Annotated in this window: 18 protein-coding genes and 1 tRNA gene; 1 reads left to right on the top strand and 18 read right to left on the bottom strand. The window is 73.0% G+C overall.

Going from position 1 to position 23,001, the window contains the following annotated elements; translation table 11 throughout:
* Positions 1-21 precede the first annotated feature (21 nt).
* From proB to ACI79H_RS04625, 11 genes are all read right to left on the bottom strand, one after another.
* A complete protein-coding gene (gene proB, locus ACI79H_RS04675) occupies positions 22-1,146 on the bottom strand; it encodes a glutamate 5-kinase (RefSeq protein WP_456553211.1) in 1,125 nt (374 codons plus the stop codon).
* Positions 1,143-2,633 (bottom strand): GTPase ObgE, encoded by a 1,491-nt coding sequence (gene obgE, locus ACI79H_RS04670; protein WP_456553210.1) that lies wholly within the window; start codon positions 2,631-2,633, stop codon positions 1,143-1,145. The genes proB and obgE overlap by 4 nt, the downstream gene beginning before the upstream one ends.
* A 107-nt stretch (positions 2,634-2,740) precedes the next feature.
* Positions 2,741-2,998, bottom strand: coding sequence for a 50S ribosomal protein L27 (rpmA, locus tag ACI79H_RS04665; RefSeq protein ID WP_091984959.1), 258 nt, complete (start codon positions 2,996-2,998; stop codon positions 2,741-2,743).
* A gap of 7 nt (positions 2,999-3,005) precedes the next feature.
* Positions 3,006-3,317, bottom strand: a complete 312-nt coding sequence (gene rplU / locus ACI79H_RS04660; RefSeq protein ID WP_200492229.1) for a 50S ribosomal protein L21 — start codon at positions 3,315-3,317, stop codon at positions 3,006-3,008.
* Positions 3,318-3,503: 186 nt separating this feature from the next.
* Positions 3,504-6,533 (bottom strand): Rne/Rng family ribonuclease, encoded by a 3,030-nt coding sequence (locus tag ACI79H_RS04655; protein ID WP_456553209.1) that lies wholly within the window; start codon positions 6,531-6,533, stop codon positions 3,504-3,506.
* Positions 6,534-6,799: 266 nt separating this feature from the next.
* On the bottom strand, positions 6,800-7,567 hold the full coding sequence (locus ACI79H_RS04650; protein ID WP_456553208.1) for a TIGR03936 family radical SAM-associated protein: 768 nt from the start codon (positions 7,565-7,567) through the stop codon (positions 6,800-6,802).
* Positions 7,567-9,510, bottom strand: a complete 1,944-nt coding sequence (locus ACI79H_RS04645) for a TIGR03960 family B12-binding radical SAM protein (protein WP_456553207.1) — start codon at positions 9,508-9,510, stop codon at positions 7,567-7,569. The genes ACI79H_RS04650 and ACI79H_RS04645 overlap by 1 nt, the downstream gene beginning before the upstream one ends.
* Before the next feature lie 55 nt (positions 9,511-9,565).
* Positions 9,566-9,976 carry a nucleoside-diphosphate kinase gene (gene ndk, locus ACI79H_RS04640; protein WP_456553206.1) on the bottom strand — a complete coding sequence of 137 codons (411 nt, stop codon included), beginning with the start codon at positions 9,974-9,976 and terminating at the stop codon, positions 9,566-9,568.
* An 11-nt stretch (positions 9,977-9,987) separates the two neighbouring features.
* Positions 9,988-11,124 (bottom strand): NADH:flavin oxidoreductase/NADH oxidase, encoded by a 1,137-nt coding sequence (locus tag ACI79H_RS04635; RefSeq protein ID WP_456553205.1) that lies wholly within the window; start codon positions 11,122-11,124, stop codon positions 9,988-9,990.
* Between the two features lie 17 nt (positions 11,125-11,141).
* A complete protein-coding gene (locus ACI79H_RS04630) occupies positions 11,142-11,528 on the bottom strand; it encodes a DUF4233 domain-containing protein (protein ID WP_456553204.1) in 387 nt (128 codons plus the stop codon).
* A complete protein-coding gene (locus tag ACI79H_RS04625; protein WP_456553203.1) occupies positions 11,525-12,880 on the bottom strand; it encodes a bifunctional folylpolyglutamate synthase/dihydrofolate synthase in 1,356 nt (451 codons plus the stop codon). Before ACI79H_RS04625 ends, ACI79H_RS04630 begins: the two co-directional genes overlap by 4 nt.
* 42 nt (positions 12,881-12,922) lie before the next feature.
* Between ACI79H_RS04625 and valS the strand changes: the two genes are divergently transcribed.
* Positions 12,923-15,517, top strand: a complete 2,595-nt coding sequence (valS, locus tag ACI79H_RS04620; RefSeq protein WP_456553202.1) for a valine--tRNA ligase — start codon at positions 12,923-12,925, stop codon at positions 15,515-15,517.
* Between the two features lie 50 nt (positions 15,518-15,567).
* Here the strand turns inward: valS and ACI79H_RS04615 are convergent, their stop codons facing one another.
* The 7 genes from ACI79H_RS04615 to ACI79H_RS04585 form a co-directional block, all read right to left on the bottom strand.
* The gene (locus tag ACI79H_RS04615) at positions 15,568-16,488 is read right to left on the bottom strand and encodes a DUF559 domain-containing protein (RefSeq protein WP_456553201.1); all 921 of its coding nucleotides are present in this window, start codon (positions 16,486-16,488) and stop codon (positions 15,568-15,570) included.
* A gap of 186 nt (positions 16,489-16,674) precedes the next feature.
* Complete coding sequence (clpX, locus tag ACI79H_RS04610; RefSeq protein ID WP_456553200.1) at positions 16,675-17,949, bottom strand: ATP-dependent Clp protease ATP-binding subunit ClpX; 1,275 nt, start codon at positions 17,947-17,949, stop codon at positions 16,675-16,677.
* A gap of 312 nt (positions 17,950-18,261) precedes the next feature.
* Entirely contained in the window at positions 18,262-18,891 is a 630-nt protein-coding gene (locus ACI79H_RS04605) for an ATP-dependent Clp protease proteolytic subunit (protein ID WP_456553199.1), read from the bottom strand.
* 16 nt (positions 18,892-18,907) lie between these two features.
* Positions 18,908-19,546, bottom strand: a complete 639-nt coding sequence (locus tag ACI79H_RS04600; protein ID WP_456553198.1) for an ATP-dependent Clp protease proteolytic subunit — start codon at positions 19,544-19,546, stop codon at positions 18,908-18,910.
* Positions 19,547-19,803: 257 nt separating this feature from the next.
* Positions 19,804-21,255 (bottom strand): trigger factor, encoded by a 1,452-nt coding sequence (gene tig / locus ACI79H_RS04595; protein ID WP_456553197.1) that lies wholly within the window; start codon positions 21,253-21,255, stop codon positions 19,804-19,806.
* 125 nt (positions 21,256-21,380) lie between these two features.
* Positions 21,381-21,454 (bottom strand) — tRNA-Pro (locus ACI79H_RS04590).
* A gap of 50 nt (positions 21,455-21,504) precedes the next feature.
* Positions 21,505-22,956 (bottom strand): amidase, encoded by a 1,452-nt coding sequence (locus ACI79H_RS04585; RefSeq protein WP_456553196.1) that lies wholly within the window; start codon positions 22,954-22,956, stop codon positions 21,505-21,507.
* Between the last annotated feature and the right edge of the window lie 45 nt (positions 22,957-23,001).

The following is a 23,001-nucleotide window of genomic DNA, read 5'->3' as shown; positions in this document are numbered from 1 at the left end:
TCGCCGCCCCGCCCCGCGGGTTCAGGGACGGCGCCGGACGAGCACCATCTCGTCGCGGTGCACGACCTCCCGGCGGTACTCCGGCGGCAGGTCGCCGGACTTGTGGCCCAGCAGCCGGGGCAGCTCGGAGGCGTCGTAGGCGACCAGCCCGCGGGCCACGACGGTGCCGTCGAGGCCGACCAGCTCGACCGGGTCGTCGGCGACGAACTCCCCGGACACGGCCGTGATGCCCGCGGCCAGCAGCGAGGCGTGCCGCTCGCGGACGGCCTCCACCGCGCCGTCGTCCAGGACCAGCCGGCCGCGCGGCCGGCTGGCGTAGCGCAGCCAGAACTGGCGGGCGCTGGGCCGGCGGCCCATCGCCTGGAACAGGGTGCCGACCCGCTCCCCCGCCAGGGCGGCGCCGGCCTGCGCCGTCGAGGTGACGACGACGGGCACGCCGGCGTGAGCGGCGATGAAGGCGGCCTCCACCTTGGTGGCCATCCCGCCGGTGCCGACCCCGTTCCTGCTGGCCGAGCCGAGGGTGACGGCCGCCAGGTCGGCGGGCTCGCGGACGGTGTCAACCAGCGACGCCGGACCGGTGCGCGGGTCGCCGTCGTAGACGCCGTCCACGTCGGAGAGCAGCACCAGCGCGTCGGCCTGGGCCACGTGCGCCACGAGCGCGGCGAGCCGGTCGTTGTCGCCGAAGCGGATCTCCTCGGTGGCCACCGTGTCGTTCTCGTTCACGATCGGCAGCACGCCCAGCGTCAGCAGCCGCTCCACGGTGCGGTGCGCGTTGCGGTAGTGCCCGCGGCGGGTCAGGTCGTCGGCGGTCAGCAGCACCTGGCCGACGGTGACGCCGTGCGCGGCGAAGGCGTCGGCGTAGGTCTGCACCAGCCGGAGCTGCCCGACGCTGGCGGCGGCCTGCGCGGTGGCGAGGTCACGCGGCCGTCCCTCGATGCCGAGCGGGGCCAGCCCGGCGGCGATCGCCCCCGAGGAGACGAGCACGACCTCCCGGCCGGCGGCGCGGGCGGCACCCAGCACCTCGACCAGTGCGGAGAGCCGACCGGTGTCCAGCCCGCCCGGCAGGGTGGTCAGCGAGGAGGAGCCGACCTTGACCACGACGCGCCGGGCGCCGGCGATCTCGGACCGCACGCCGGACGGCGTCACGGCAGGTCCTCCGGCAGGTCGTCCTCGGTCCACGTCTCCTCGCTCAGCTCGTACGGCACCCGGCGGGCGCGCTTGGCCGCCAGCCGCTCCTCGGCGCGCACGCGGTGCGGCGCGTCGATGCGGGCGTCGGTGCCCCGGCCACCCAGCCCGGCGGTCTCCTCGACCGTGAGCGTGCCGGCGGGCAGGGAGGGCACCCAGTCGAAGGTGACGCCGCCGATGGTGACGGCGTCACCGGTGACCGCACCCGCCTTGGCCAGCGCCTCCTCGACCCCGAGCCGGTTGAGCCGGTCGGCGAGGAAGCCGACGGCCTCGTCGTTGCTGAAGTCGGTCTGGCGCACCCAGCGCTCGGGCCGGACGCCGTGCACGAGGAAGCCTCCGGTGTCGAACTCGGTGTCGCGCTCGACGGTGAAGCCGGAGTCGTCGACCGCCTTGGGCCGCACGGTGACGCGGGCGGGCTCCATCGCGGGCAGGCTCGCGCGGTGCTCCTCGACCGCCGCGGCGAGGGCGAAGCCGAACTCGCGCAGCCCCTCCCCCGTGGCGACGCTGACCGGGAAGACGGTCAGCCCCCGCTCCTCGAGGGTGGTGCGCACCAGGTCGACCAGCTCCCGGGCGTCCGGCACGTCGATCTTGTTGAGGACGGCGATGCGCAGCCGGCCGACCAGGTCGAGCTCGTCGCCGCCGTACTCGGCCAGCTCGTGCTCGAGCGCCTCGATGTCGCTCTCCGGGTCGCGCCCGGGCTCCATCGTGGCCATGTCGACCACGTGCACCAGGACGGCGCAGCGCTCGACGTGCCGCAGGAACTGCACGCCCAGGCCCTTGCCGGTGGACGCGCCCGGGATCAGCCCCGGGACGTCGGCCATCGTGTAGACCGTGTCGCCGGAGCGGACCACGCCGAGGTTCGGCACCAGCGTGGTGAAGGGGTAGTCGGCGATCTTCGGCCGGGCCGCGGACATGGCGGCGACCAGCGAGGACTTGCCCGCCGACGGGAACCCGACCAGGCCGACGTCGGCGATGCTCTTGAGCTCGATGACCGCGTCGAAGGCCTCGCCGGGCTCACCGAGCAGCGCGAAACCGGGGGCCTTGCGGCGGGCGTTGGCCAGCGCGGCGTTGCCCAGCCCGCCGCGGCCGCCCTGGGCCAGCACGACGCGGGTGCCCGCGCCGACGAGGTCGGCGATGACCCGGCCGTCGGGCGTGCTGACGACCGTGCCCGCCGGGACCCGCAGGACCCGGTCCTCGCCCTTGCCGCCGTGCCGGTTGCTGCCCTCGCCGGGCCGGCCGTTACCGGCCTTCTGGTGCGGCCGGTGGTGGAAGTCCAGCAGCGTGTGCACGCTGGGGTCCACCTCGAGGACGACGTCGCCGCCGTCACCGCCGTTGCCGCCGTCGGGCCCGCCGAGCGGCTTGAACTTCTCCCGGTGGATCGAGGCCACGCCGTGACCGCCGTTGCCGGCTGCCACGTGCACGACCACGCGATCGACGAAAGCGGCCATGCCCACCGCCTCCTGCCTGCTAGCGCGACGAGCGCACGGGCGGATCGCCCGTGCGCTCGTCGCGTGGTGAACGTTCTGCGGCCCCGTCCCGTGGACGGGGTCCGGGATCAGGCCTCGACGGCGCTGATGCTGATGGTCTTCCGCCCGCGGCGCGTGCCGAAGGTGACCGCACCGGGGGCCAGCGCGAACAGCGTGTCGTCGCTGCCGCGGCCGACACCGAGGCCGGGGTGGAAGTGGGTGCCGCGCTGGCGCACGATGATCTCGCCGGCCTTGACGACCTGGCCACCGAAGCGCTTCACGCCGAGGCGCTGCGCGTTGGAGTCACGACCGTTGCGGGACGACGATGCGCCCTTCTTGTGTGCCATGTCGAGGTCAGCCCTTCGAGATGTCGCGGACCACGACGCTGGTCAGGGGCTGACGGTGCCCCTGCCGCTTGTGGTAGCCGGTCTTGTTCTTGAACTTGTGGATGCGGATCTTCGGGCCCTTGCCGTGCTCGACGATCTCGCCGGTCACGGTCACCTTGGCCAGGGCCGCGGCGTCGCTGGTGACGGTGTCGCCGTCGACCAGCAGGATCGCCGGCAGGGCGACGCTGTCGCCGGCCGCACCCGCCAGGCGGTTGATCGTGAACGTGTCGCCCACGGCCACCTTGTGCTGGCTACCGCCGGCCTTCACCACTGCGTACACCACTGACTCCTCGTTCGCATTCGTGTGTCCTGCTGTGTTCCCGGCGCGCACGACCGATCGGGCGCCGGGTGCTGGACGGGCTGCGCACGCCTGACCCGGCGGCACCCTGGGGCGCCCGCGCGGTGGCGGTGCAACCCGACCAGCGTACCTGAGGCTGTGCGCCCCGGTCGACGTGACCTAGGACGGTCAGGCGCTGGGCGGCCCGGCCGGGCGGCTGGCTGCCCGGCGGCGGCGCGGACGCCCCGTCGGAGCGGCCGTCGCCGGCTCCTCGGCGACCACCTCGGCCGTGGCCGCGTCGACCGCGGCCACCTCCGCCGCCGCGATCTCCGGTGCGGCCAGGACGTCCTCGGCCGCGAGCGGCTCGGTGGGGGTCGCCTCGACCGCGGGCTCGGCCTGCTCCGGCTGCTCTCCCTGCTCTCCCTGCTCCGGTGCGGGCTGGGCCACGGCGAGCGGCGGCACGACCACCACGTCGGCGGACTCGCGCTCCGGCGTCGCGGGGTGGACCTCCGGGTCCGCGTCCACCGGCGTCACGTCCTCGACGGCGGTTGCGGCGTCGTCGTCCGCGGCGTCGGGCTCCTCGCCCCGGGTGCCGGCCAGGACGGCGGCGTCGGCCGCGGCCCGGTCCTCGCCCGACTGGCCGCGGTTGCGGCGGCCACGGTTGCGTCGCCCGCCGCTGCGCGTGCCCTCGCCCGCCTCGGCGTCGCCCTCGGCGGCCGGCTCGGCGGCCGGGCCGCTCTCCGGTGCGGCCTGCTCGGCGGCGTCGTCCTTGGTGCTGCTTCCGCCGCCGTTGTCGCCCTTGCCGGAGCGGTCGCGCCGGTTGCCGCCGGAGTTGCCCCCGCCGGAGCCGGCGGAGCCGCCACCGTTGCCGCCGCCACCGCCGCGACGCTTCTCGTCGACCGGGTCGGTGCTGACGATGATCCCGCGCCCGCGGCAGTGCTCGCAGTTCTCGGAGAACACCTCGAGCAGGCCCTGGCCGACCCGCTTGCGGGTCATCTGCACCAGGCCCAGCGAGGTGACCTCGGCGACCTGGTGCTTGGTGCGGTCGCGCCCGAGGCACTCGGTGAGCCGCCGCAGCACGAGGTCGCGGTTGCTCTCCAGCACCATGTCGATGAAGTCGATGACGATGATGCCGCCGATGTCGCGCAACCGGAGCTGGCGGACGATCTCCTCCGCGGCCTCCATGTTGTTGCGCGTGACGGTCTGCTCGAGGTTGCCGCCCGAGCCGACGAACTTGCCGGTGTTGACGTCGACGACGGTCATCGCCTCGGTGCGGTCGATCACCAGCGAGCCGCCCGAGGGCAGCCACACCTTGCGGTCGAGCGCCTTGGCCAGCTGCTCGTCGATGCGCAGGTCGTGGAAGACGTCGCCGGTCCCCGAGTAGCGCGACAGCCGTGCGCTCAGCTCCGGCGAGACGTGGCCGACGTAGGCCTCGACGGTGTCCCAGGCGTCGTCGCCCTGGACGACGAGCTCCTTGAAGTCCTCGTTGAAGACGTCGCGGATGACGCGGATGGCCAGGTCGGGCTCGCCGTAGAGCAGGGTGGGCGCGCTGGAGGTCGACCCCGCCTTCTGCTGGATGACCTCCCACTGCGCCGTGAGCCGGTTGACGTCGCGGGTGAGCTCCTCCTCCGAGGCGCCCTCCGCCGCGGTCCGGATGATCACGCCGGCGTCCTCGGGGACGATCCGCTTGAGGATGTCCTTGAGGCGCTGCCGCTCGGTGTCGGGGAGCTTCCGGCTGATGCCGGTCATCGAGCCGCCGGGCACGTAGACCAGGAACCGGCCGGGCAGGTTGATCTGCTGGGTGAGCCGGGCGCCCTTGTGGCCGATCGGGTCCTTGGTGACCTGCACCAGGACCTTGTCGCCGGACTTCATCGCGGTCTCGATCGAGCGCTGCTTGCCCGACAGGCCCGCGGCGTCCCAGTTGACCTCACCGGCGTACAGGACCGCGTTGCGCCCCTTGCCGATGTCGATGAACGCCGCCTCCATGCTGGGCAGCACGTTCTGCACGCGGCCGAGGTAGACGTTGCCGGCGAAGGAGGTCGCCTGCGCCTGGGTGACGTAGTGCTCGACGAGGACGTCGTCCTCGAGGACGGCGATCTGGGTCCGCTCGCCGCGCTGGCGGATGACCATCGTGCGGTCGACCGCCTCGCGCCGGGCGAGGAACTCGCTCTCGGTGAGGATCGGCGCGCGGCGGCGACCGGTGTCGCGGCCGTCGCGGCGGCGCTGGCGCTTGGCCTCCAGGCGGGTCGAGCCCGCGACCCCGCGGACGTCGTCGTCGCTGGTGGTGCGGCCGTTGCGGCCGGCCCGCTCGGGGCGGTCGTCGTCGTCGGTGTCGTCGGAGGCGTCCTCGCCCCCGCTCCCGCTGCGCCGGCGGCGGCGACGGCGGCGGCGGGTGCTCGAGCCGCCCGAGGCCTCGTCGGTGTCGCCGTCGGTGTCCTCGTCGCCCTCGTCGGCCGCGTCCTCGTCGGAGTCCGCGTCCGCGTCGGCCAGGGGCTGGTCGGCGGTCTCGTCGTCGCCGTCGCCGGACTCCTCGGTGCGGCCACGACCGCGCCCGCGGCGACCGCGGCGGCGCCGGCGGCTGCCGGCCCCCTCGGCGGCGTCGCCGTCGTCCCCGGCACCGGCGGTCTCGTCGTCGGCGTCCTCGTCGTCGGCGTCCCGGCCCTCGACGAGCTCGACGTCCTCGACGGGCTCCGCGACCGGACGGCGGCGGCGGCGGGAACGGGTCGGCTCGACCTCCTCCTCGGTCACCTCGGGCGTCGCGCCGTCGGCGGCCTCGACGTCGGGCGACTCGACGGGGCGGCGGCTGCGACGGCGCGGGGCGGGCGGGGCGTCGGCCGGCGGGGCCATGAAGCTGACGAACGCCGGCGCCGCGGCGACGGGCGCCGCCGGGGTCACCGGCTCGACCGCGTCGGGGTCCGGCGCGGCGGCCGGGCGGGTGGCGCGGCGGCGCGGCCGGGCGACCACGGCGGTGGGCTCCGGCGAGCTGAACTGCGCGCCGAACCGGGAGCCGACCTGCTCCGGATCCGCCTCGGGCTCCGGGTCGGGCTGGGGCTCCGGCTGCTGCTCGGGCTGCGGCTCCGGCTCGGCCGCGGCCTCCTCCTCCGGGTCCTCGGGGACCGAGGAGTCCTCGGACACCGCGGGGATCTCGGTGACCTCGTCGTCCGGCCGGGGGCCGTTCTCGTCGGCGCTGGTGGGACTGCTGCTGTCGGTATCGGCCACGAGGGCTCGTCTCCTCAAGGCTCCCGGGCGCCGATCGGATGACTGGCGGCCGCACAGGAGCACGGTTCAGGGCGGGGCGGGCCGTCGCGCGGGTCACGGCGACTGGCTCGCCCTGCGAAGTCTGTGGGCGGCTCCCGCGCGACGGTTGCCGCGGCGGGGAGCCGGACTGCGGTGGTGCTGTGCGGGTGGTGCTGTGGTCTGCGGGTGCGGCACGTCTGGCAGCCGTGTCGCGGGCGACGGTGCGCGGGCCCCGGGGCCTCCGTCGGTCAGACTGCGGCGTGCGCCTCCTGGTCGGGGGCTCCCGCCGTGCGGTCGGGTCCGAGCGGATCGACCACGGTCCCGGTGTCGTCGAGCCGGCCCTGCGCCTCACGCACGGCCCGGGGGGGCAACGGCGGGCGCAGGTCGGCGACGGCAGCCAGGGCGGCCAACACGTCGTCGGGTCGTACGGCGGGCGTCACCTGCCGGACGACCATGTGCAGTATGGCACAACCTGCCCCGGCCGACGCCGACGCGCTGGTCACGGCCACCCGGGCGTCGACGTCCTTGAGGCCGTTCTTGGTGCGCTTGGCGACCGTGACGACGTCGGCGGCGAGGAAGGCCTCGACGGCCCGCGCGAGCTCATCGGGGTCGACCCCGGGCAGCTCCACCCGCCACACCGCGGCATCGATCCGGTCGGCCAGCGAGCCGGTGCCCTCCTGCGCCTCCACGCACTCGAGGACGGCGATGTCCTCGGGCAGGGCGGCGTCCAGCGCGGCGCGCACCGCCTCCGGGTCGCACCGCACCGCCAGGCCGATCTCGACGTACTCCGCCTCGCTGGCCGCGCCGGTCGGGGCGGCGCCGAGGTAGGAGATCTTGGGGTGCGGGCTGAAGCCGGCGGAGAAGGCCATCGGCACCCGCGCCCGGCGCAGCGCGCGCTCGAGGGCCCGCGCCAGGTCGCGGTGCGAGGCGAAGCGCAGCCGCCCGCGCTTGGCGTAGCGGATGCGCAGCTTCTGGACCGTCGGCGGGGGCGGCGGCCCGTCGGGCTGGCGGGCCATCAGACCACCGTGAGCGGGAGCAGGCTGCGACCCGTGGGCCCGATCTGGATCTCGGTGCCGTTGGTCGGGCAGACCCCGCAGTCGTAGCAGGGGGTCCACCGGCAGTCGGCGACCTCCTCCTCGGACAGGGCGTCCTGCCAGTCCTCCCAGAGCCACTCCTTGTCCAGCCCGGAGTCCAGGTGGTCCCAGGGCAGGATCTCGTGCTCCGTGCGCTCGCGGGTGGTGTACCAGTCGAGGTCGACGCCGAAGGTGGCGAGCTCCTCGGCCGCGGCCTGCGTCCACCGCTCGTAGGAGAAGTGCTCGCTCCAGCCGTCGAACCGGCCGCCCTCGCGCCAGACGCGCTCGATGACCCGGCCCACGCGGCGGTCGCCGCGGGAGAGCAGGCCCTCGATCACGCCGGGCTTGCCGTCGTGGTACCGCAGGCCGATCGAGCGACCGATCCGCCGGTCCTCGTTGATCTTGGCGCGGAGCACCCGCAGCCGGTGGTCGATCGTCTCGGCGCTGGCCTGGCCGGCCCACTGGAACGGGGTGTGCGGCTTGGGCACGAAGCCGCCGATGGAGACGGTGCAGCGGATGTCCTTGCGGCCGCTGGCCTCGCGCCCGGCGCGGATCACCTCGACCGCGAGGTCGGCGATCTCCAGGACGTCCTCGTCGGTCTCGGTGGGCAGGCCGCACATGAAGTAGAGCTTCACCTGCGTCCAGCCGTTGGCGTAGGCGGTGGTCACCGTGCGGACGAGGTCCTCCTTGGACACCGTCTTGTTGATGACCCGGCGGATCCGCTCGCTGCCGCCCTCGGGGGCGAAGGTCAGCCCGCTGCGGCGGCCGTTGCGGGACAGCTCGTTGGCCAGCGTGACGTTGAAGGCGTCGACGCGGGTGCTCGGCAGGCTCAGGCCGGTGTTGGTGCCCTCGTAGCGATCGGCCAGCTCCTTGGCCAGCTGCCCGATCTCGGAGTGGTCGGCGCTGGAGAGGCTGAGCAGGCCGACCTCCTCGTACCCGGTCGCCTTGAGCCCCTGGTCGACCATCGAGCCGATGCCGGTGATGGTGCGCTCGCGCACCGGGCGGGTGATCATCCCCGCCTGGCAGAAGCGGCAACCACGGGTGCAGCCGCGGAAGATCTCGACGCTCATCCGCTCGTGCACGCTCTCGGCGTTCGGCACGAGCGGCTGCTTGGGGTAGGGCCACTCGTCGAGGTCCATGACGGTGCGCTTGCCGACCTTCGCCGGGACGTCGTCCCGGGTGCGGGTCACGCCGGCGATGGCGCCGTCCTCGGCGTAGGAGACCGCGTAGAAGCGCGGCACGTACACGCCGTCGACCCGCGCGAGGCGGGCGAGGAGCTCCTCCCGGCCACCCGGGCGGTCCTGCGCCTTCCACGCCTTGACGACGTCGGTGATGTCGCCGACCACCTGCTCGCCGTCACCGAGGACGGCGCAGTCGACGAAGTCCGCGACCGGCTCGGGGTTGAACGCGGCGTGACCGCCGGCGACGACCACGGGGTGGCTCTCGTCGCGGTCGACCGCGTGCAGCGGGACCCCGGCGAGGTCGAGCGCCTCGAGCAGGTTGGTGTAGCCGAGCTCGGTGGCGAAGCTGACCCCGAGCAGGTCGAAGTCCGCGACGGCGCGGTGCCCGTCGACGGTGAACTGCGGGACGCCGTGCTCGCGCATGAGCGCGGCGAGGTCGGGCCAGACGGCGTAGGTGCGCTCGGCCAGGGCGTCGGACCGCTCGTTGAGCACCTCGTAGAGGATCATCAGGCCCTGGTTGGGCAGCCCGACCTCGTAGGCGTCGGGGTACATGAGCGCCCAGTGCACGCTGGCGGCGTCCCAGTGCTTCACCTGGGCGTTGAGCTCACCGCCCACGTACTGGATGGGCTTCTGGATCTGGGCCAGCAGCGGCTCGAGTCGCGGGTAGAGCGACTCGCCGGCGGTGGTGCGGAGCTCTGCAGTCATGACCGGTCCAGGGTAGCCGCCGGGGCGACCACCCCGACCGGCCACGACCGCAGGCTCAGCCCAGGTCGGGGAAGAACAGCCCGATCTCGCGGGCCGCGGACTCCGGCGAGTCCGAGCCGTGCACGATGTTGTTCTGCACCTCGAGGGCGAAGTCACCGCGGATCGTGCCGGGGCCGGCCTTCACCGGGTCGGTCGCGCCGGCCAGCGCGCGGAACGCCTCGATGGCCCGCGGCCCCTCGACGACCAGGGCCATCAGCGGACCGCTGGTGATGAACTCGACCAGCGAGCCGAAGAACGGCCGCTCGCGGTGCTCGGCGTAGTGCGTCTCGGCGACGTCGGCGGTCAGCGTCCGCAGCTCGGCGGCGGCCAGGCGCAGGCCCTTGCGCTCCAGGCGGGTGATCACCTCGCCGACGAGGCCACGGGCGACGCCGTCGGGCTTGACGAGGACAAGGGTGCGTTCGGTCACGGACCGGGAGCCTACGGGCCGGTCTCCGGCCAGCCGATGCTCGGGGCGTGGCCGCGGAAGTGCCGCAGCCACCACCCCCAGTCGCCGGGCACGAGCGCGAAGGGGTCGGGGTGCCCCAGCTCGCGGGCGGCCCACACCGGCCAGTGCGGATTGGCCAGCGCCGGCCGACCGAGCAGGACGACGTCGACGTCGCCGGACCGGACCGCGGCATCGGCGTTCTCCGGGACGCCGAGGTTCCAGCTGGTCGCGACGGGGATGCCCACCTCGCGCCTGATCCGGCCGGCCCGCGCGACCCAGGCGCCGGGCTGGTTCCACAGCGGCTCGGTCATGTCGTCGGTGTTGCCGCCCATGCTCACGTCGGCCAGGTCGAGCCCACGCTCCTTCATCCAGCCGATCGCGACCAGGGCGTCGTCGAACTGCGTGCCCTCGGGGTGGAAGTCGTCAGCGCCCAGGCGCATCGTCAGCGGCAGGTGCTCCGGCCACACCGCGCGCACGGCGTCCAGCGCCTCGAGCAGGAAGCGCGCCCGGTTCTCGAGGCTGCCGCCGTAGCGGTCCTCGCGCCGGTTGGCCAGCGGCGAGAAGAAGCTCGACCCGAGGTAGCCGTGCGCGAAGTGCAGCTCCAGCCACTGGTAGCCGGCCTCGAGCGCCCGCACCGCGGCGTCCGCGTAGCGCCGGTGCAGCTGCGCGATCTCCTCGACGGTCAGCGCGCGCACCGGGTACGGCCGGCGGGGCGCCCCGTAGGGCACCTCCGACGGCCCGACCACCTGCCAGCCCTCCGGGGCGTCCGGCGCGATCTGCCCCCAGCCGGCCCACGGCGGCTCCTCGCTGCCGCTGCGCCCGGTGTGTCCCAGCTGGATGCCCGGCACGCCGCCCATCTCGCGGATCATCGCGGTGACGCGGGCGTGGCCCTCGATCTGCGCGTCCTCGTAGATGCCCGCGCAGTGCACGCTCGTGCGCCCCTCCGGGACGACGGCCACCTGCTCGGGGAAGACCAGCCCGAACCCGCCCGCGGCCCGGGCGCCGAGGTACATGAGGTGGTAGTCGGACAGCCGGCCGTCCGTCGACCGGTACATCGTCATCGGGCTCATGCCGATGCGGTTGCGCAGGGTGACGCCCTTGAGCGTGAACTCGCTGAAGAGGTGGGGCACGGGTCCTCCGTGGCCCATCAGTCCGCGGCGCCGTCCGGGCCGGCCACCGGGACCGGGCCGAACATCGTGCCGATGAGCTCCCGGCGCACCTGCAGCAGGTAGAGCCAGATGAGCAGGAACGCCCCGGCGACGAACCACATCGCGCTGGTCATGAGGCCGGTGGCCAGCAGCGGGACCTGCAGGGCGGTGCCGATGACCAGCCCGCGCTCCCGGCGCTGGATGCCGCTGGCCAGGATCAGCACCAGCGCCAGCCCGACCAGCAGCGTCAGCCGGACCGCGCCGAGCCCGTCGGTCGGCGCGATGGCCCGCGGCACGAACAGGACGGCGATGCCTTCCAGCGCGAGGATCGCCGCGGCGGCCCCGCCCAGCGCCCGGCCGGCCCGGACCGGGTCGGTCGCCTTCACGGACGGCGGCCCTGCAGCAGGGTGCGGGCCTCCCCCGCGGTGATCACGCTGCCGGTCACCAGGACCCCGGAGCCGCCGAGCGCGTCGTCGGGGCCGGCCTCGGCCAGCTCGATCGCCTCGGTGATCGCCTCGCCGAGCCGCGGCGACACGCTGACCCGGTCGGCGCCGAAGACGTCGACGGCCAGGGCGCCCAGCTCGTCGGCGGGGAGCGCCCGCTCCGAGCTGTTCTGGGTGACGACGAGCTCGGCGCAGACCTCCTCGAGCGCGGCCAGCATCCCGGCGACGTCCTTGCCGCGGACCGCGGCCACCACCCCGACCAGGCGGGTGAAGTCGAAGGACTCGCGGATCGCCTCGACCGTCGCCGCCATCCCGGCGGGGTTGTGCGCGGCGTCGACCAGCACCGTCGGGCTGGTGCGCACCCGCTCCAGCCGGCCGGGCGAGCGGACCGCGCCGAACGCGGCGCGCACCGTCTCCTGCTCGATCGGACCGGTGGCCGCGCCGGCGCCCAGGAACGCCTCGACGGCGGCCAGCGCGGTCGCGGCGTTCTGCGCCTGGTGGGCGCCGAACAGCGGCAGGTAGACCTCGTCGTACTCGCCGCCCAGACCCTGCAGGCGCACCTGCTGCCCGCCGACGGCCACCCGGCGCTCGAGGACGCCGAACTCGGTGCCCTCCCGTGCGACGACGACGTCGACCTCGACGGCCCGGCGGATCAGCGAGTCCAGCGCGCCCGGCTGCTGGTGGGCCAGGACCGCGATCGAGTCGGGCTTGATGATCCCGGCCTTCTCCCCCGCGATGGTGGCGACGTCCGGACCGAGGTACTCGGCGTGGTCCATGGCCACCGGGGTGACGACGGCGACCCGCGCGTCGGCGACGTTCGTCGCGTCCCAGGTGCCGCCCATGCCGACCTCGATGACGGCGACGTCGACCGGCGCGTCGGCGAACAGCGCGTACGCCATGCCCACCATGACCTCGAAGAAGCTCATGGGGTGCTCGCCGGCGGCGTCCACCATCTGCACGTAGGGAGCGATGTCGGCGTAGGTCTCGACGAACCGCTCGGCGCTCACCGGCTCGCCGTCGAGGACGATCCGCTCGCGCATCGACTCCAGGTGCGGACTGGTGAAGCGGCCCACGCGCAGGCCGAACCCGCGCAGCAGCTCGTCGATCATCCGCGCCGTCGTCGTCTTGCCGTTGGTGCCGGCGACCTGGATGACCGGCATCGCCCGGTGCGGGTTGCCGAGGAGGTCGACCAGGGCGGCGATGCGGGTCAACGAGGGCTCGAGCCGGCTCTCCGGCCAGCGGGCGAGCAGCTCCTCCTCGACCCGGGCCAGTTCACCGGTGCTGCTGCTGCTCATCCTGCTCAGGATGCCAGCCGGGAGGTTCCTAGACTGAGGCACATGGCACCCGACATCGCGACCTCGGCCACTCCTGCCCCGGCTGCGACCGTCGACGTACCCGAGAAGCCGACCGTCGACGGGCTCGAGGAGAAGTGGGTCGGGCGGTGGGCCGCCGAGGACACCTACGCCTTCGACCGCACCGCCGCGCTGGACCCCGCGACCCCCCGCGAGCAGATCTACTCGATCGACACCCCGCCGCCCACGGCGTCGGGCTCGCTGCACGTCGGGCACGTCTTCAGCTACACCCACACCGACTTCATCGCCCGCTACCAGCGGATGCGGGGCAGGCACGTCTTCTACCCCATGGGCTGGGACGACAACGGGCTGCCGACCGAGCGCCGGGTGCAGAACTACTACGGCGTCCGGTGCGACCCGTCGCTGCCCTACGACCCCTCGTTCGAGCCGCCGGCCAAGCCCGGCAAGGACCAGCTGCCGATCTCGCGGCGCAACTTCGTCGAGCTGTGCATGCAGCTGACCGAGGCCGACGAGGCGGAGTTCGAGAAGCTCTGGCGCCGCGTCGGGCTCTCGGTGGACTGGTCGAACGTCTACCGCACGATCTCGGAGGTCTCCCGCGCCACGGCGCAGAAGATGTTCCTGCAGAACCTGGCCCGCGGTGAGGCCTACGCGCAGGAGGCCCCGACCCTCTGGGACGTCACCTTCCGCACCGCCGTCGCCCAGGCCGAGCTGGAGGACCGCGAACGCCCCGGCGCCTACCACCGCATCGCGTTCCACTCGGCCGACGGCCCGGTGTTCATCGAGACGACCCGCCCCGAGCTGCTGCCCGCCTGCGTGGCCCTGGTGGCGCACCCCGATGACGAGCGCTACCAGCCGCTGTTCGGCACGACGGTCCGGACGCCGCTGTTCGGCGTCGAGGTGCCGGTGGTGGCGCACCGCCTGGCCGAGCCGGACAAGGGTTCCGGCATCGCGATGATCTGCACCTTCGGCGACCTCAACGACGTCACCTGGTGGCGCGAGCTGCAGCTGCCCACCCGCGCCATCGTGGGCTGGGACGGCCGACTGCTCCCCGACGCACCGGACGGCGTCCCGGCGTCGCCCTACGACGAGCTGGCCGGGAAGACGTCGTTCAGCGCCCAGCAGCGGGTCGTGGAGCTGCTGCGCGAGTCCGGTGACCTGGACGGCGAGCCCAAGCCCATCACCCACCCGGTCAAGTTCTACGAGAAGGGCGACCGCCCGCTCGAGATCGTCACCACGCGGCAGTGGTACATCCGCAACGGCGGCCGGGACGCAGACCTGCGGGAGGCCCTGGTGGCCCGCGGCCGGGAGATCCAGTGGGTGCCCGAGCACATGCGGCACCGTTACGAGAACTGGGTCGAGGGCCTCAACGGCGACTGGTTGATCAGCCGCCAGCGCTTCTTCGGCGTCCCCTTCCCGGTCTGGTACCGGCTCGACGAGGCCGGCGAGCCGGACTACTCGGCGCCCCTGCTCGCGCCGGAGGAGTCGCTGCCGGTCGACCCGTCCTCCGACGTCCCGCCGGGGTTCACCGAGGACCAGCGCGGCGTGCCCGGCGGGTTCATGGCCGACCCCGACGTCATGGACACCTGGGCGACCTCGTCGCTGTCCCCGCAGGTCGCCTCGGGTTGGGGCACGGACCCCGAGCTGTTCGGCGCGGTCTTCCCCATGGACCTGCGGCCGCAGGCGCACGACATCATCCGGACCTGGCTGTTCTCAACGGTGGTCCGCTCCCACTACGAGTTCGGGGCGGTGCCGTGGTCGCACGCGGCGATCTCGGGCTTCGTCGTCGACCCCGACCGCAAGAAGATGTCGAAGTCCAAGGGCAACGCCACCACGCCGATCGACGTCCTCGAGCGCTACGGCACCGACGCCGTCCGCTGGCGGGCCGCCGGCGCGCGGCCGGGTGCGGACTCGCCGTTCGATGAGACGCAGATGAAGGTCGGCCGCCGGCTGGCGATGAAGATCCTCAACGTCGGCAAGTTCGTGCTGGGCCTGGGCGCCTCGTCGGCGTCGACGGTCGAGCAGGTCACCGAGCCGATCGACCTGGGGCTGCTCACCGCGCTGGGCCGGGTGGTCGACGAGGCGACCGCGGCCATGGAGGCCTACAACTACACCCGTGCGCTCGAGGTCAGCGAGACCTTCTTCTGGTCGTTCTGCGACGACTACGTGGAGCTGGTGAAGTCCCGCGCATACGGCGACGGGCCGGCGGCGACGTCCGCTCAGGCCGCGCTGGCGGTGGCCCTCGAGGTGCAGCTGCGGCTGTTCGCCCCTGTGCTGCCGTTCGTGACCGAGGAGGTCTGGTCCTGGTGGCAGGCCGGCTCGGTGCACCGCGCCGCGTGGCCGGTGGCCTCCGCGCTGCCCGCGACCGGCGACCCTGCCGTGGTGACGGCGACCGCGGCTGCGCTGGCCGGGGTGCGCAAGGCCAAGTCCGACGCGAAGGTCTCCATGCGCGCCGACGTCGAGACGGCGACGGTCACCGCACCGGCCGCGCAGGTGCCGCTCATCGAGGCCGGCCGAACCGACCTCGTCGACGCGGGCCGGATCGCCACGCTCTCGGTGCAGCCGGGTGAAGGCGAGCTGAGCGTCGAGGTCGTCCTGGCAGAGACCCCCGACGCCTCGTAGCCCGTCGAGCGTGTGCGCTGAGGCCCGGTTCTGAGCTCCGAAACCGGGCCTCAGCGCACTTCGTCGAGCCCGAGCAGACGCCACCGGGCGTCGTAGGCCGAGCGGATGTCCCACCGGCACGCGTCCGGCTGGGTGGTCAGGCGGCGATACCCGAAGCGCAGGGTCTGCCAGCCGATGGTCGCTATCAGCGCGTCACGACGGATGTCGCGCTCCCGCTGAGCCGTCGACCCGTGCCATGCGGCGCCATCCATCTCGACCGCGAGCAGCACCTCATCGCAGGCAGCGTCGAGGAAGAAGCTCTCCCCCGCCACCTCGATCCGGCGCTGCAGACCGAACGACGGCATGCCGGGACCACGCAGCACGTGCAGGCAGCCCCAGATCTCCAGCTCGCTCCGGCAGCCCTCGGCCAAGAGGCGCACGAGTTCCACCAGCGCCGCCCTGCCCGCCAGGCACGGCCGTCTATCGATCTCGCGGAGCAGATCGTGCGGCCCGCACATCCGACCGCGGACCGCGTCGATCGCCGCTGCGCGCAGTTCCGCCCGCGTGAGCCCAGCCGGACGCCCCCAGGCGTCGACGATCGACCGCTCGACGCTCGTGACGGGCAGTCCGTCGGCTCGCCGCTCGCAGTCGCGCAGCGCTCGCGAACGGTGGATGTGGATGCCTGCCGTGCCCCGGCCGCTCCGCGAGTTCTCCACCGTGAGGTGGATCGGACCGTTGCTCGGGGGCATCAGCCGCCACTGCTCCAGGGCCGTCCGGTGGCTCAGCAAGCCCCGGCTGCTCCGCACCGCCGCCTCGAGCCGGATCCGTCGGTCGCCGACGGCGGAGGGCAGCGCGTACACCCCCGGCTGGAGCCGTTCGAGCCGCCCGGTGCCGACCCAGCTGGCGACCGTCTTGCGGTCCACCCGGCTGGTCAAGGCGTCCCACCCGATCCACCCCGCCGGACCGAGGAGCGCGTCCACGTCGTGTGCCATGCGGTCGAGCCTGGCCAGCGCGGACCGGCAACGGGGTCCGCGCCGGCGATCTGTGGACGAGTGACGCGAGGGAGTGCGCTGACGCCCGGTTCTGGGCGATAGAACTGGGCGTCAGCGCACACCTCCGGACCCGGAACGCGACCAGCCCGCTCCCCGGGGTGGGGAGCGGGCTGGTCGGCGGTCAGGTCAGGCGGACTTCTCGCGGCGCTCGCGGGTGGGCTTGCGCGGCACGATGGTCGGGTTGACGTGCTCCAGCACGACCTCCTTGGTGATCACCACGGAGGCGACGTCGTCCCGGCTCGGGACGTCGTACATCACCGACTGCAGCACCTCCTCCATGATCGCGCGGAGGCCACGGGCGCCGGTGCCGCGCAGGATCGCCTGGTCGGCGATCGCCTCGAGGGCGTCGTCGGTGAACTCCAGCTCCACCCCGTCGAGCTCGAAGAGCTTCCGGTACTGGCGCACCAGGGCGTTCTTGGGCTCGGTCAGGATGTTGATCAGCGCCTCGCGGTCCAGCTTCTGCACGCTGGTGATCACCGGGAGCCGGCCGATGAACTCGGGGATCATGCCGAACTTCAGCAGGTCCTCGGGCATGACCTCGGCGAAGGCGTTGGCCTCGGCGATCTCGGCCTTGCCGCGGACCTCCGCGCCGAAGCCGATGCCCTGCTTGCTGGTGCGGGCCTCGATGACCTTGTCCAGGCCGGCGAAGGCGCCGCCCACGATGAACAGCACGTTCGTCGTGTCGATCTGGATGAACTCCTGGTGCGGGTGCTTGCGGCCGCCCTGCGGGGGAACCGAGGCCGTGGTGCCCTCGAGGATCTTCAGCAGCGCCTGCTGGACGCCCTCACCGGAGACGTCGCGGGTGATCGACGGGTTCTCGCTCTTGCGGGCGATCTTGTCGACCTCGTCGATGTAGATGATGCCGGTCTCGGCGCGCTTCACGTCGTAGTCGGCGGCCTGGATCAGCTTGAGCAGGATGTTCTCGACGTCCTCGCCGACGTAGCCGGCCTCGGTCAGCGCCGTGGCGTCGGCGATCGCGAACGGGACGTTCAGCATCCGCGCGAGGGTCTGCGCCAGGTGGGTCTTGCCGCACCCGGTCGGGCCCATCAGCAGGATGTTGGACTTCGCCAGCTCGACGGTGTCCTCGCGGGAGGCGCGGTCACCGCCGGCCTGGATGCGCTTGTAGTGGTTGTAGACGGCCACCGAGAGCGTGCGCTTGGCCTGGTCCTGCCCGATGACGTACTGCTCGAGGAAGTCGTGGATCTCCTTCGGCTTCGGCAGCTCGTCGAACTTCAGGTCCGAGGACTCCGAGAGCTCTTCCTCGATGATCTCGTTGCAGAGGTCGATGCACTCGTCGCAGATGTAGACCCCGGGGCCCGCGATGAGCTTCTTGACCTGCTTCTGGCTCTTCCCGCAGAAGGAGCACTTGAGCAGGTCACCGCTCTCACCGATTCGTGCCACCTGCTGACCTCCACATCGGATTCGCAGCCCTGGAGCCAGGTGCCTGCGTCGTCGTGCACTTCGCCGCTGCCGTCCCCGCTCGACGGGGCTCTCGTCCCGGCGCTGTCAGCCGGGGTTCGGGCGTCCGCCGAACGTACCTGCCACCACCGACGCCTCCGGGCAATGACTCACCCGGCTTCGCGGCGGCCCTCCCACTTCCGTCTCGCTCGCCTCTCGGCCCCTGCCCCGGCCCGGGAGTCGCCTCCCGAACCGCCGCAGTACGACGGTACGAGCCGGGGACGCGACACGCGCGTCCCCGGCTCGCGCCGAGCATCAGGCCGTCGGGAGCGCGTTCAGCTTCCGGCTCTGGATGACCTGGTCGACGATGCCGTAGTCCTTCGCCTCCTGGGCGGTGAGGATCTTGTCGCGGTCGATGTCGGTGCGGACCTGGTCGGCCGTCCGGCCGGTGTGCCGCGCCAGGATCTCCTCCATCTGCGTCCGCACGCGCTCGATCTCGGCGGCGTGGATCTCGAGGTCGGAGACCTGACCGCCCGCCTCACCCGAGGGCTGGTGGATCAGCACGCGGGAGTACGGCAGGGCCAGTCGCTTGCCCGGCGTCCCGGCCGCGAGCAGGACGGCGGCAGCCGAGGCGGCCTGGCCCATGCAGACGGTCTGGATGTCGGGACGGACGAACATCATGGTGTCGTAGATCGCCATGAGCGAGGTGAACGAGCCACCCGGCGAGTTGATGTAGATCGTGATGTCGCGGTCCGGGTCGGTGGACTCCAGCGTGATGAGCTGGGCCATGACGTCGTTGGCCGAGGCGTCGTCGATCTGCACCCCGAGGAAGATGATGCGCTCCTCGAAGAGCTTGTTGTAGGGGTTGGACTCCTTCATGCCGTAGCTCGTGCGCTCCACGAAGGAGGGCAGGATGTACCGGCTGGAGGGCATCTGGAAGCTCATGAGTGTCCCTCCGGACTCAGTTGTCGGTGACCGGGTTGGCGCTGTCGGTCATGGTCGCCCTGCTGACCACGTGGTCGACGAAGCCGTACTCGAGGGCCTCCTGCGCGGTGAACCACCGGTCGCGGTCGGAGTCCTTCTCGATCTGCTCGACGCTCTGCCCGGTGTGCTGCGACTGCAGCTCGTTGAGCTCCCGCTTGGTGCGGCGGAACAGGTCGGCCTGGATGGCGATGTCGGCCGCGGTGCCGCCGACGCCCGCCGAGGGCTGGTGCATCATGATCCGCGCGTGCGGCAGGGCGTAGCGCTTGCCCTTGGTGCCGGCGGTGAGCAGGAACTGGCCCATCGAGGCGGCCAGGCCCATGCCGTAGGTGGCGACGTCGCAGTCGATGAACTGCATCGTGTCGTAGATGGCCATGCCGGCGCTGACCGAGCCACCGGGCGAGTTGATGTAGAGGTGGATGTCGCTCTTGGGGTCCTCGGCGGACAGGAGCAGCATCTGGGCGGCCAGCTGGTTGGCGATGACGTCGTCGACCTGGGTGCCCAGGAAGATGATCCGCTCGCGCAGCAGGCGCTCGTAGACCGAGTCGTTGAGGTTCATCCCCCCGGCAGCGCCGCGCAGCTGCGGGGCGCTGGCCAGGTTCGGGTCGGTGGTGCTCACGGGTGCGGTGACCTCCGTAGGACTGTCCGGCAGTCGGTCTCGTGGGGCGATGGTGCGGGCCTCGACGGCCCCCGGGGAGCGGTGCCCCCCGGCAGTTCGCCTGAGTCCTGTCGACCCTAACGCGCACCTCCGACGTGCAAGTCCCGCAACGGGTGGTGTTCGCCGACGGCGCAGCGGCTGCACCGGGACGAGCACCCGGAGACGACGGACGCCGCCCCACCCGGCATCGGGTGGAGCGGCGTCCTGGGCGTCGTGCGTCAGGCCTTCGAGACGTCCTCGGTGTCCTCGGTCGCGCCCTCTGCGGCCTCGGTGGCGACGGCCTCGACGGCGATGTCGTCCTCGTCGTCGGCGTCCTCGTCCTCGGCGTCGGCAGCCGGCGCCTGCACCGTCTTCGGGCGCAGCGCCTCCAGGTCGACGACGTTGCCCGAGGCATCGGTGATCGTCGTCTGCTCGAGCAGCTGGGCCAGCGTCTTCGTCCGGCGCACGTCGGCGACGAACTCGGCGATGTTGTTGCCCTGCTGCAGCTGCTGCGCGTACTGCTCCGGGCTCATCCGGTTGCGCTGGGCCTGGGCCATGATCTGCGCGGAGAGGTCGTCGTTGTCGACGGTGACCTCACGGGCGTCGGCGATCGCGTCCAGGATGAACTGCGTCCGGACGGCCTCCTCGACGTTCTTGCGCTGGTCGGCGTCGTAGGCCTCGCGGCTCTCGACGCCGGACATCTTGAGGAAGCTGTCCCAGTCCATGCCGGCCTGCTGCAGCTCGCCCTCGAAGGCACGGTTGCGCCACTCGATCTCGCGCTCGACCAGGTTCTCCGGCATCGGCACCTCGACGGCCTCGAGCAGGTGCTCGACCAGCTTGTCGCGGGCCTGCGCGCCCTGCTGGAGGGTCTTGGTGCGGGCCAGGCGGGTGCGGACGTCCTCGCGCAGCTCGTCGAGGGTGTCGAACTCGCTGGCGGTGGAGGCGAAGTCGTCGTCGAGCTCGGGGAGCTCCTTCTCCTTCACCGAGCGAACGGTGACGGTGACGTCGGCGGTCTCGCCGGCGTTGGGGCCGGAGAGCAGCGCGGTCTGGAACGTCTTCGACTCCTCGGCGGACAGCCCACGGACGGCGTCGTCGAGGCCCTCCATGAGGTTGCCGGAGCCGACCTCGTAGGACATGCCGGTGGTCGAGCCGTCCTCGAGCACCTGGTCACCGAGCTTGGCCTCCAGGTCGATGGAGACGAAGTCGCCGTCCTGGGCGGCGCGCTCGACGGCCTGGAGCATGCCGAAGCGCTCGCGCATGACGTCGACCTGCTGGTCGATCTCGTCGTCCTCGACGGCGACGTCGTCGACGGTGACCGCGAGGGAGTCCAGCGCGGGCAGCTCCAGCTGCGGGGCGACGTCGACCTCGGCGGTGAACTCGAGGGTCTCGTTGTCCTCGAGCTTGGTCACCTCGATCTCGGGCTGGCCGAGGACGCGGACCTGGTTCTCGCGGACGACCTCGGAGTAGACCTCCGGGATGGCGTGCTGGACGACCTGCTCCAGGACGACGGGACGGCCGATGCGCTGGTCGAGGACGCGGTTCGGGACCTTGCCCGGGCGGAAACCGGGGACGCGGACCTGCTTGCCCAGCTCCTTGTAGACCTCACCGAAGGCGTGGTCCAGGTCCCCCCAAGCCACCTCGATCGCCATCCGGACCCGCGTGGGGCCCAGTTCCTCGATGGTGCTCTTCACAGCGGCAGTGCTCCTCGGTAAGACGGCTGGTGGGGGCGCCCGGTGGTCGACGGCGCCGCGTCGACCCACGAGTCTACGGGCGGCGGGCGGGGCGACGGCGGGCCGGGATGCGGCTGGCGGAGTTGTCGGGGTGACAGGATTTGAACCTGCGGCCCCCTGCTCCCAAAGCAGGTGCGCTACCAAGCTGCGCCACACCCCGCGGCCGCCCGAGTCTAGGCGTGCGGCACCACCTCCCGGACAGCCGACGGGTCAGGCGGACACCGGCGGACGGCGGTCGGCCCACGGCGCGGCCTCCTCCAGCGCCGCGGCGACCCGGACGAGGACGTCCTCGCGGCCGAACGCGGCGACCAGCTGGACGCCGACCGGCAGGCCGTCGTCGGTCCAGTGCAGCGGCAGGCTGACCGCCGGCTGGCCGGTCACGTTGAACTGCGCGGTGAAAGGCATGAAGGAGCCGATCCGGCGCCCCTCGTCCTCCGGTCCACCGGCGGCGAACCAGCCGAGCTCGGGCGGGGGTGTGGCGACGGTCGGGGTGACGAGCAGGTCGAAGCCCTGGCCGCCCTGCTCCCCCGGCGCCCAGAAGCCGGCCATCCGGCGGACCCAGCCGCCGAGCCAGGCCCGTGCGCCGAGGTAGTCGGTGGCGGGCATCCGGCGGCCGATCGCCCGGTAGAGGGCGTTGCGCGGCTCCAGTTCGTCGTCGGCCACCTCGCGGCCGAGCAGCTGCTCGAGCGCGGCCAGCGTCAGGGCGGTGTCGGCGGCGATCGTGGCGGTGAAGAAGCGGGTGAACTGCTCGTCGAACATCGCCTCCGGCGTCCCGGGCTCCACCGCGCAGCCCAGGCCCTCCAGCAGCTGCCCGGCCTTCGCGACGGCGGCCCGGCAGTCCGGATCGGCCACGAATCCCTGCCCCTCGGCGGCGTCGAGCAGCCCGACGCGCAGCCGCCCGACGGGCGCACCCACCTCGGCCGCCAGCGGGCGGGCGAACGGCGGCGCCGGGTAGGGGTCCCCCGGCATGGCGTGGCTGATGGCGTCGAGGACGGCGGCGGCGTCGCGGACCGTGCGGGTGACGGCGCCGTCGATGGTGGCGCCGGCCCACCCCTCCCCCACGTCGGGGCCCTGGCTCACGCGGGCGCGGGTGGGCTTGAGGCCGACCAGGCCGCACTCGCTGGCGGGGATGCGGATCGACCCGCCGCCGTCGTTGGCGTGCGCCACCGGGACCAGTCCGGCCGCGACCGCTGCTGCCGAGCCGCCGCTGGAGCCGCCGGTGGAGTGGCCGGTGTTCCAGGGGTTGCGGGCCGGCCGGTGCGCGACCGGCTCGGTGGTGATGGTGGTGCCGAACTCGGGCACGTTGGTGCGGCCGACGGAGACGAAACCCGCGGCGCGGAACTGCCGGGCGAGGTAGCTGTCGGACGGCCAGCGGACGTCGGCGTCGCGGAGGAACGAGGTCCCGTAGTTGGTGGCCTCGCCGGCGACGTGGCAGCCGAGGTCCTTGTAGAGGATCGGGACGCCGCGGAACGGGCCGTCCGGGAGGTCTCCGGCCGCCTCCTTGCGGGCGTCGTCGAACCGTTCGCGGATCACCGCGTCGAGCTGCGGGTCGACCCGCTCGATCCGCTCGATGGCGTCCTCGACGAGCTCGAGCGGGCTGGCCTGGCCGCTGCGCACGAGCTCGGCCTGGGCGGTGGCGTCCATCCACGTGGTCTGCGTCACGCCGTGCACCGTAGCGGCGCCGCCTGCGGGTTGGTGCCGACCATC

Source organism: Blastococcus sp. SYSU D01042 (genome assembly GCF_054050515.1).
Note: the sequence above shows the minus strand (reverse complement) of the source record. Positions and strands in the feature narration are given on the sequence as shown.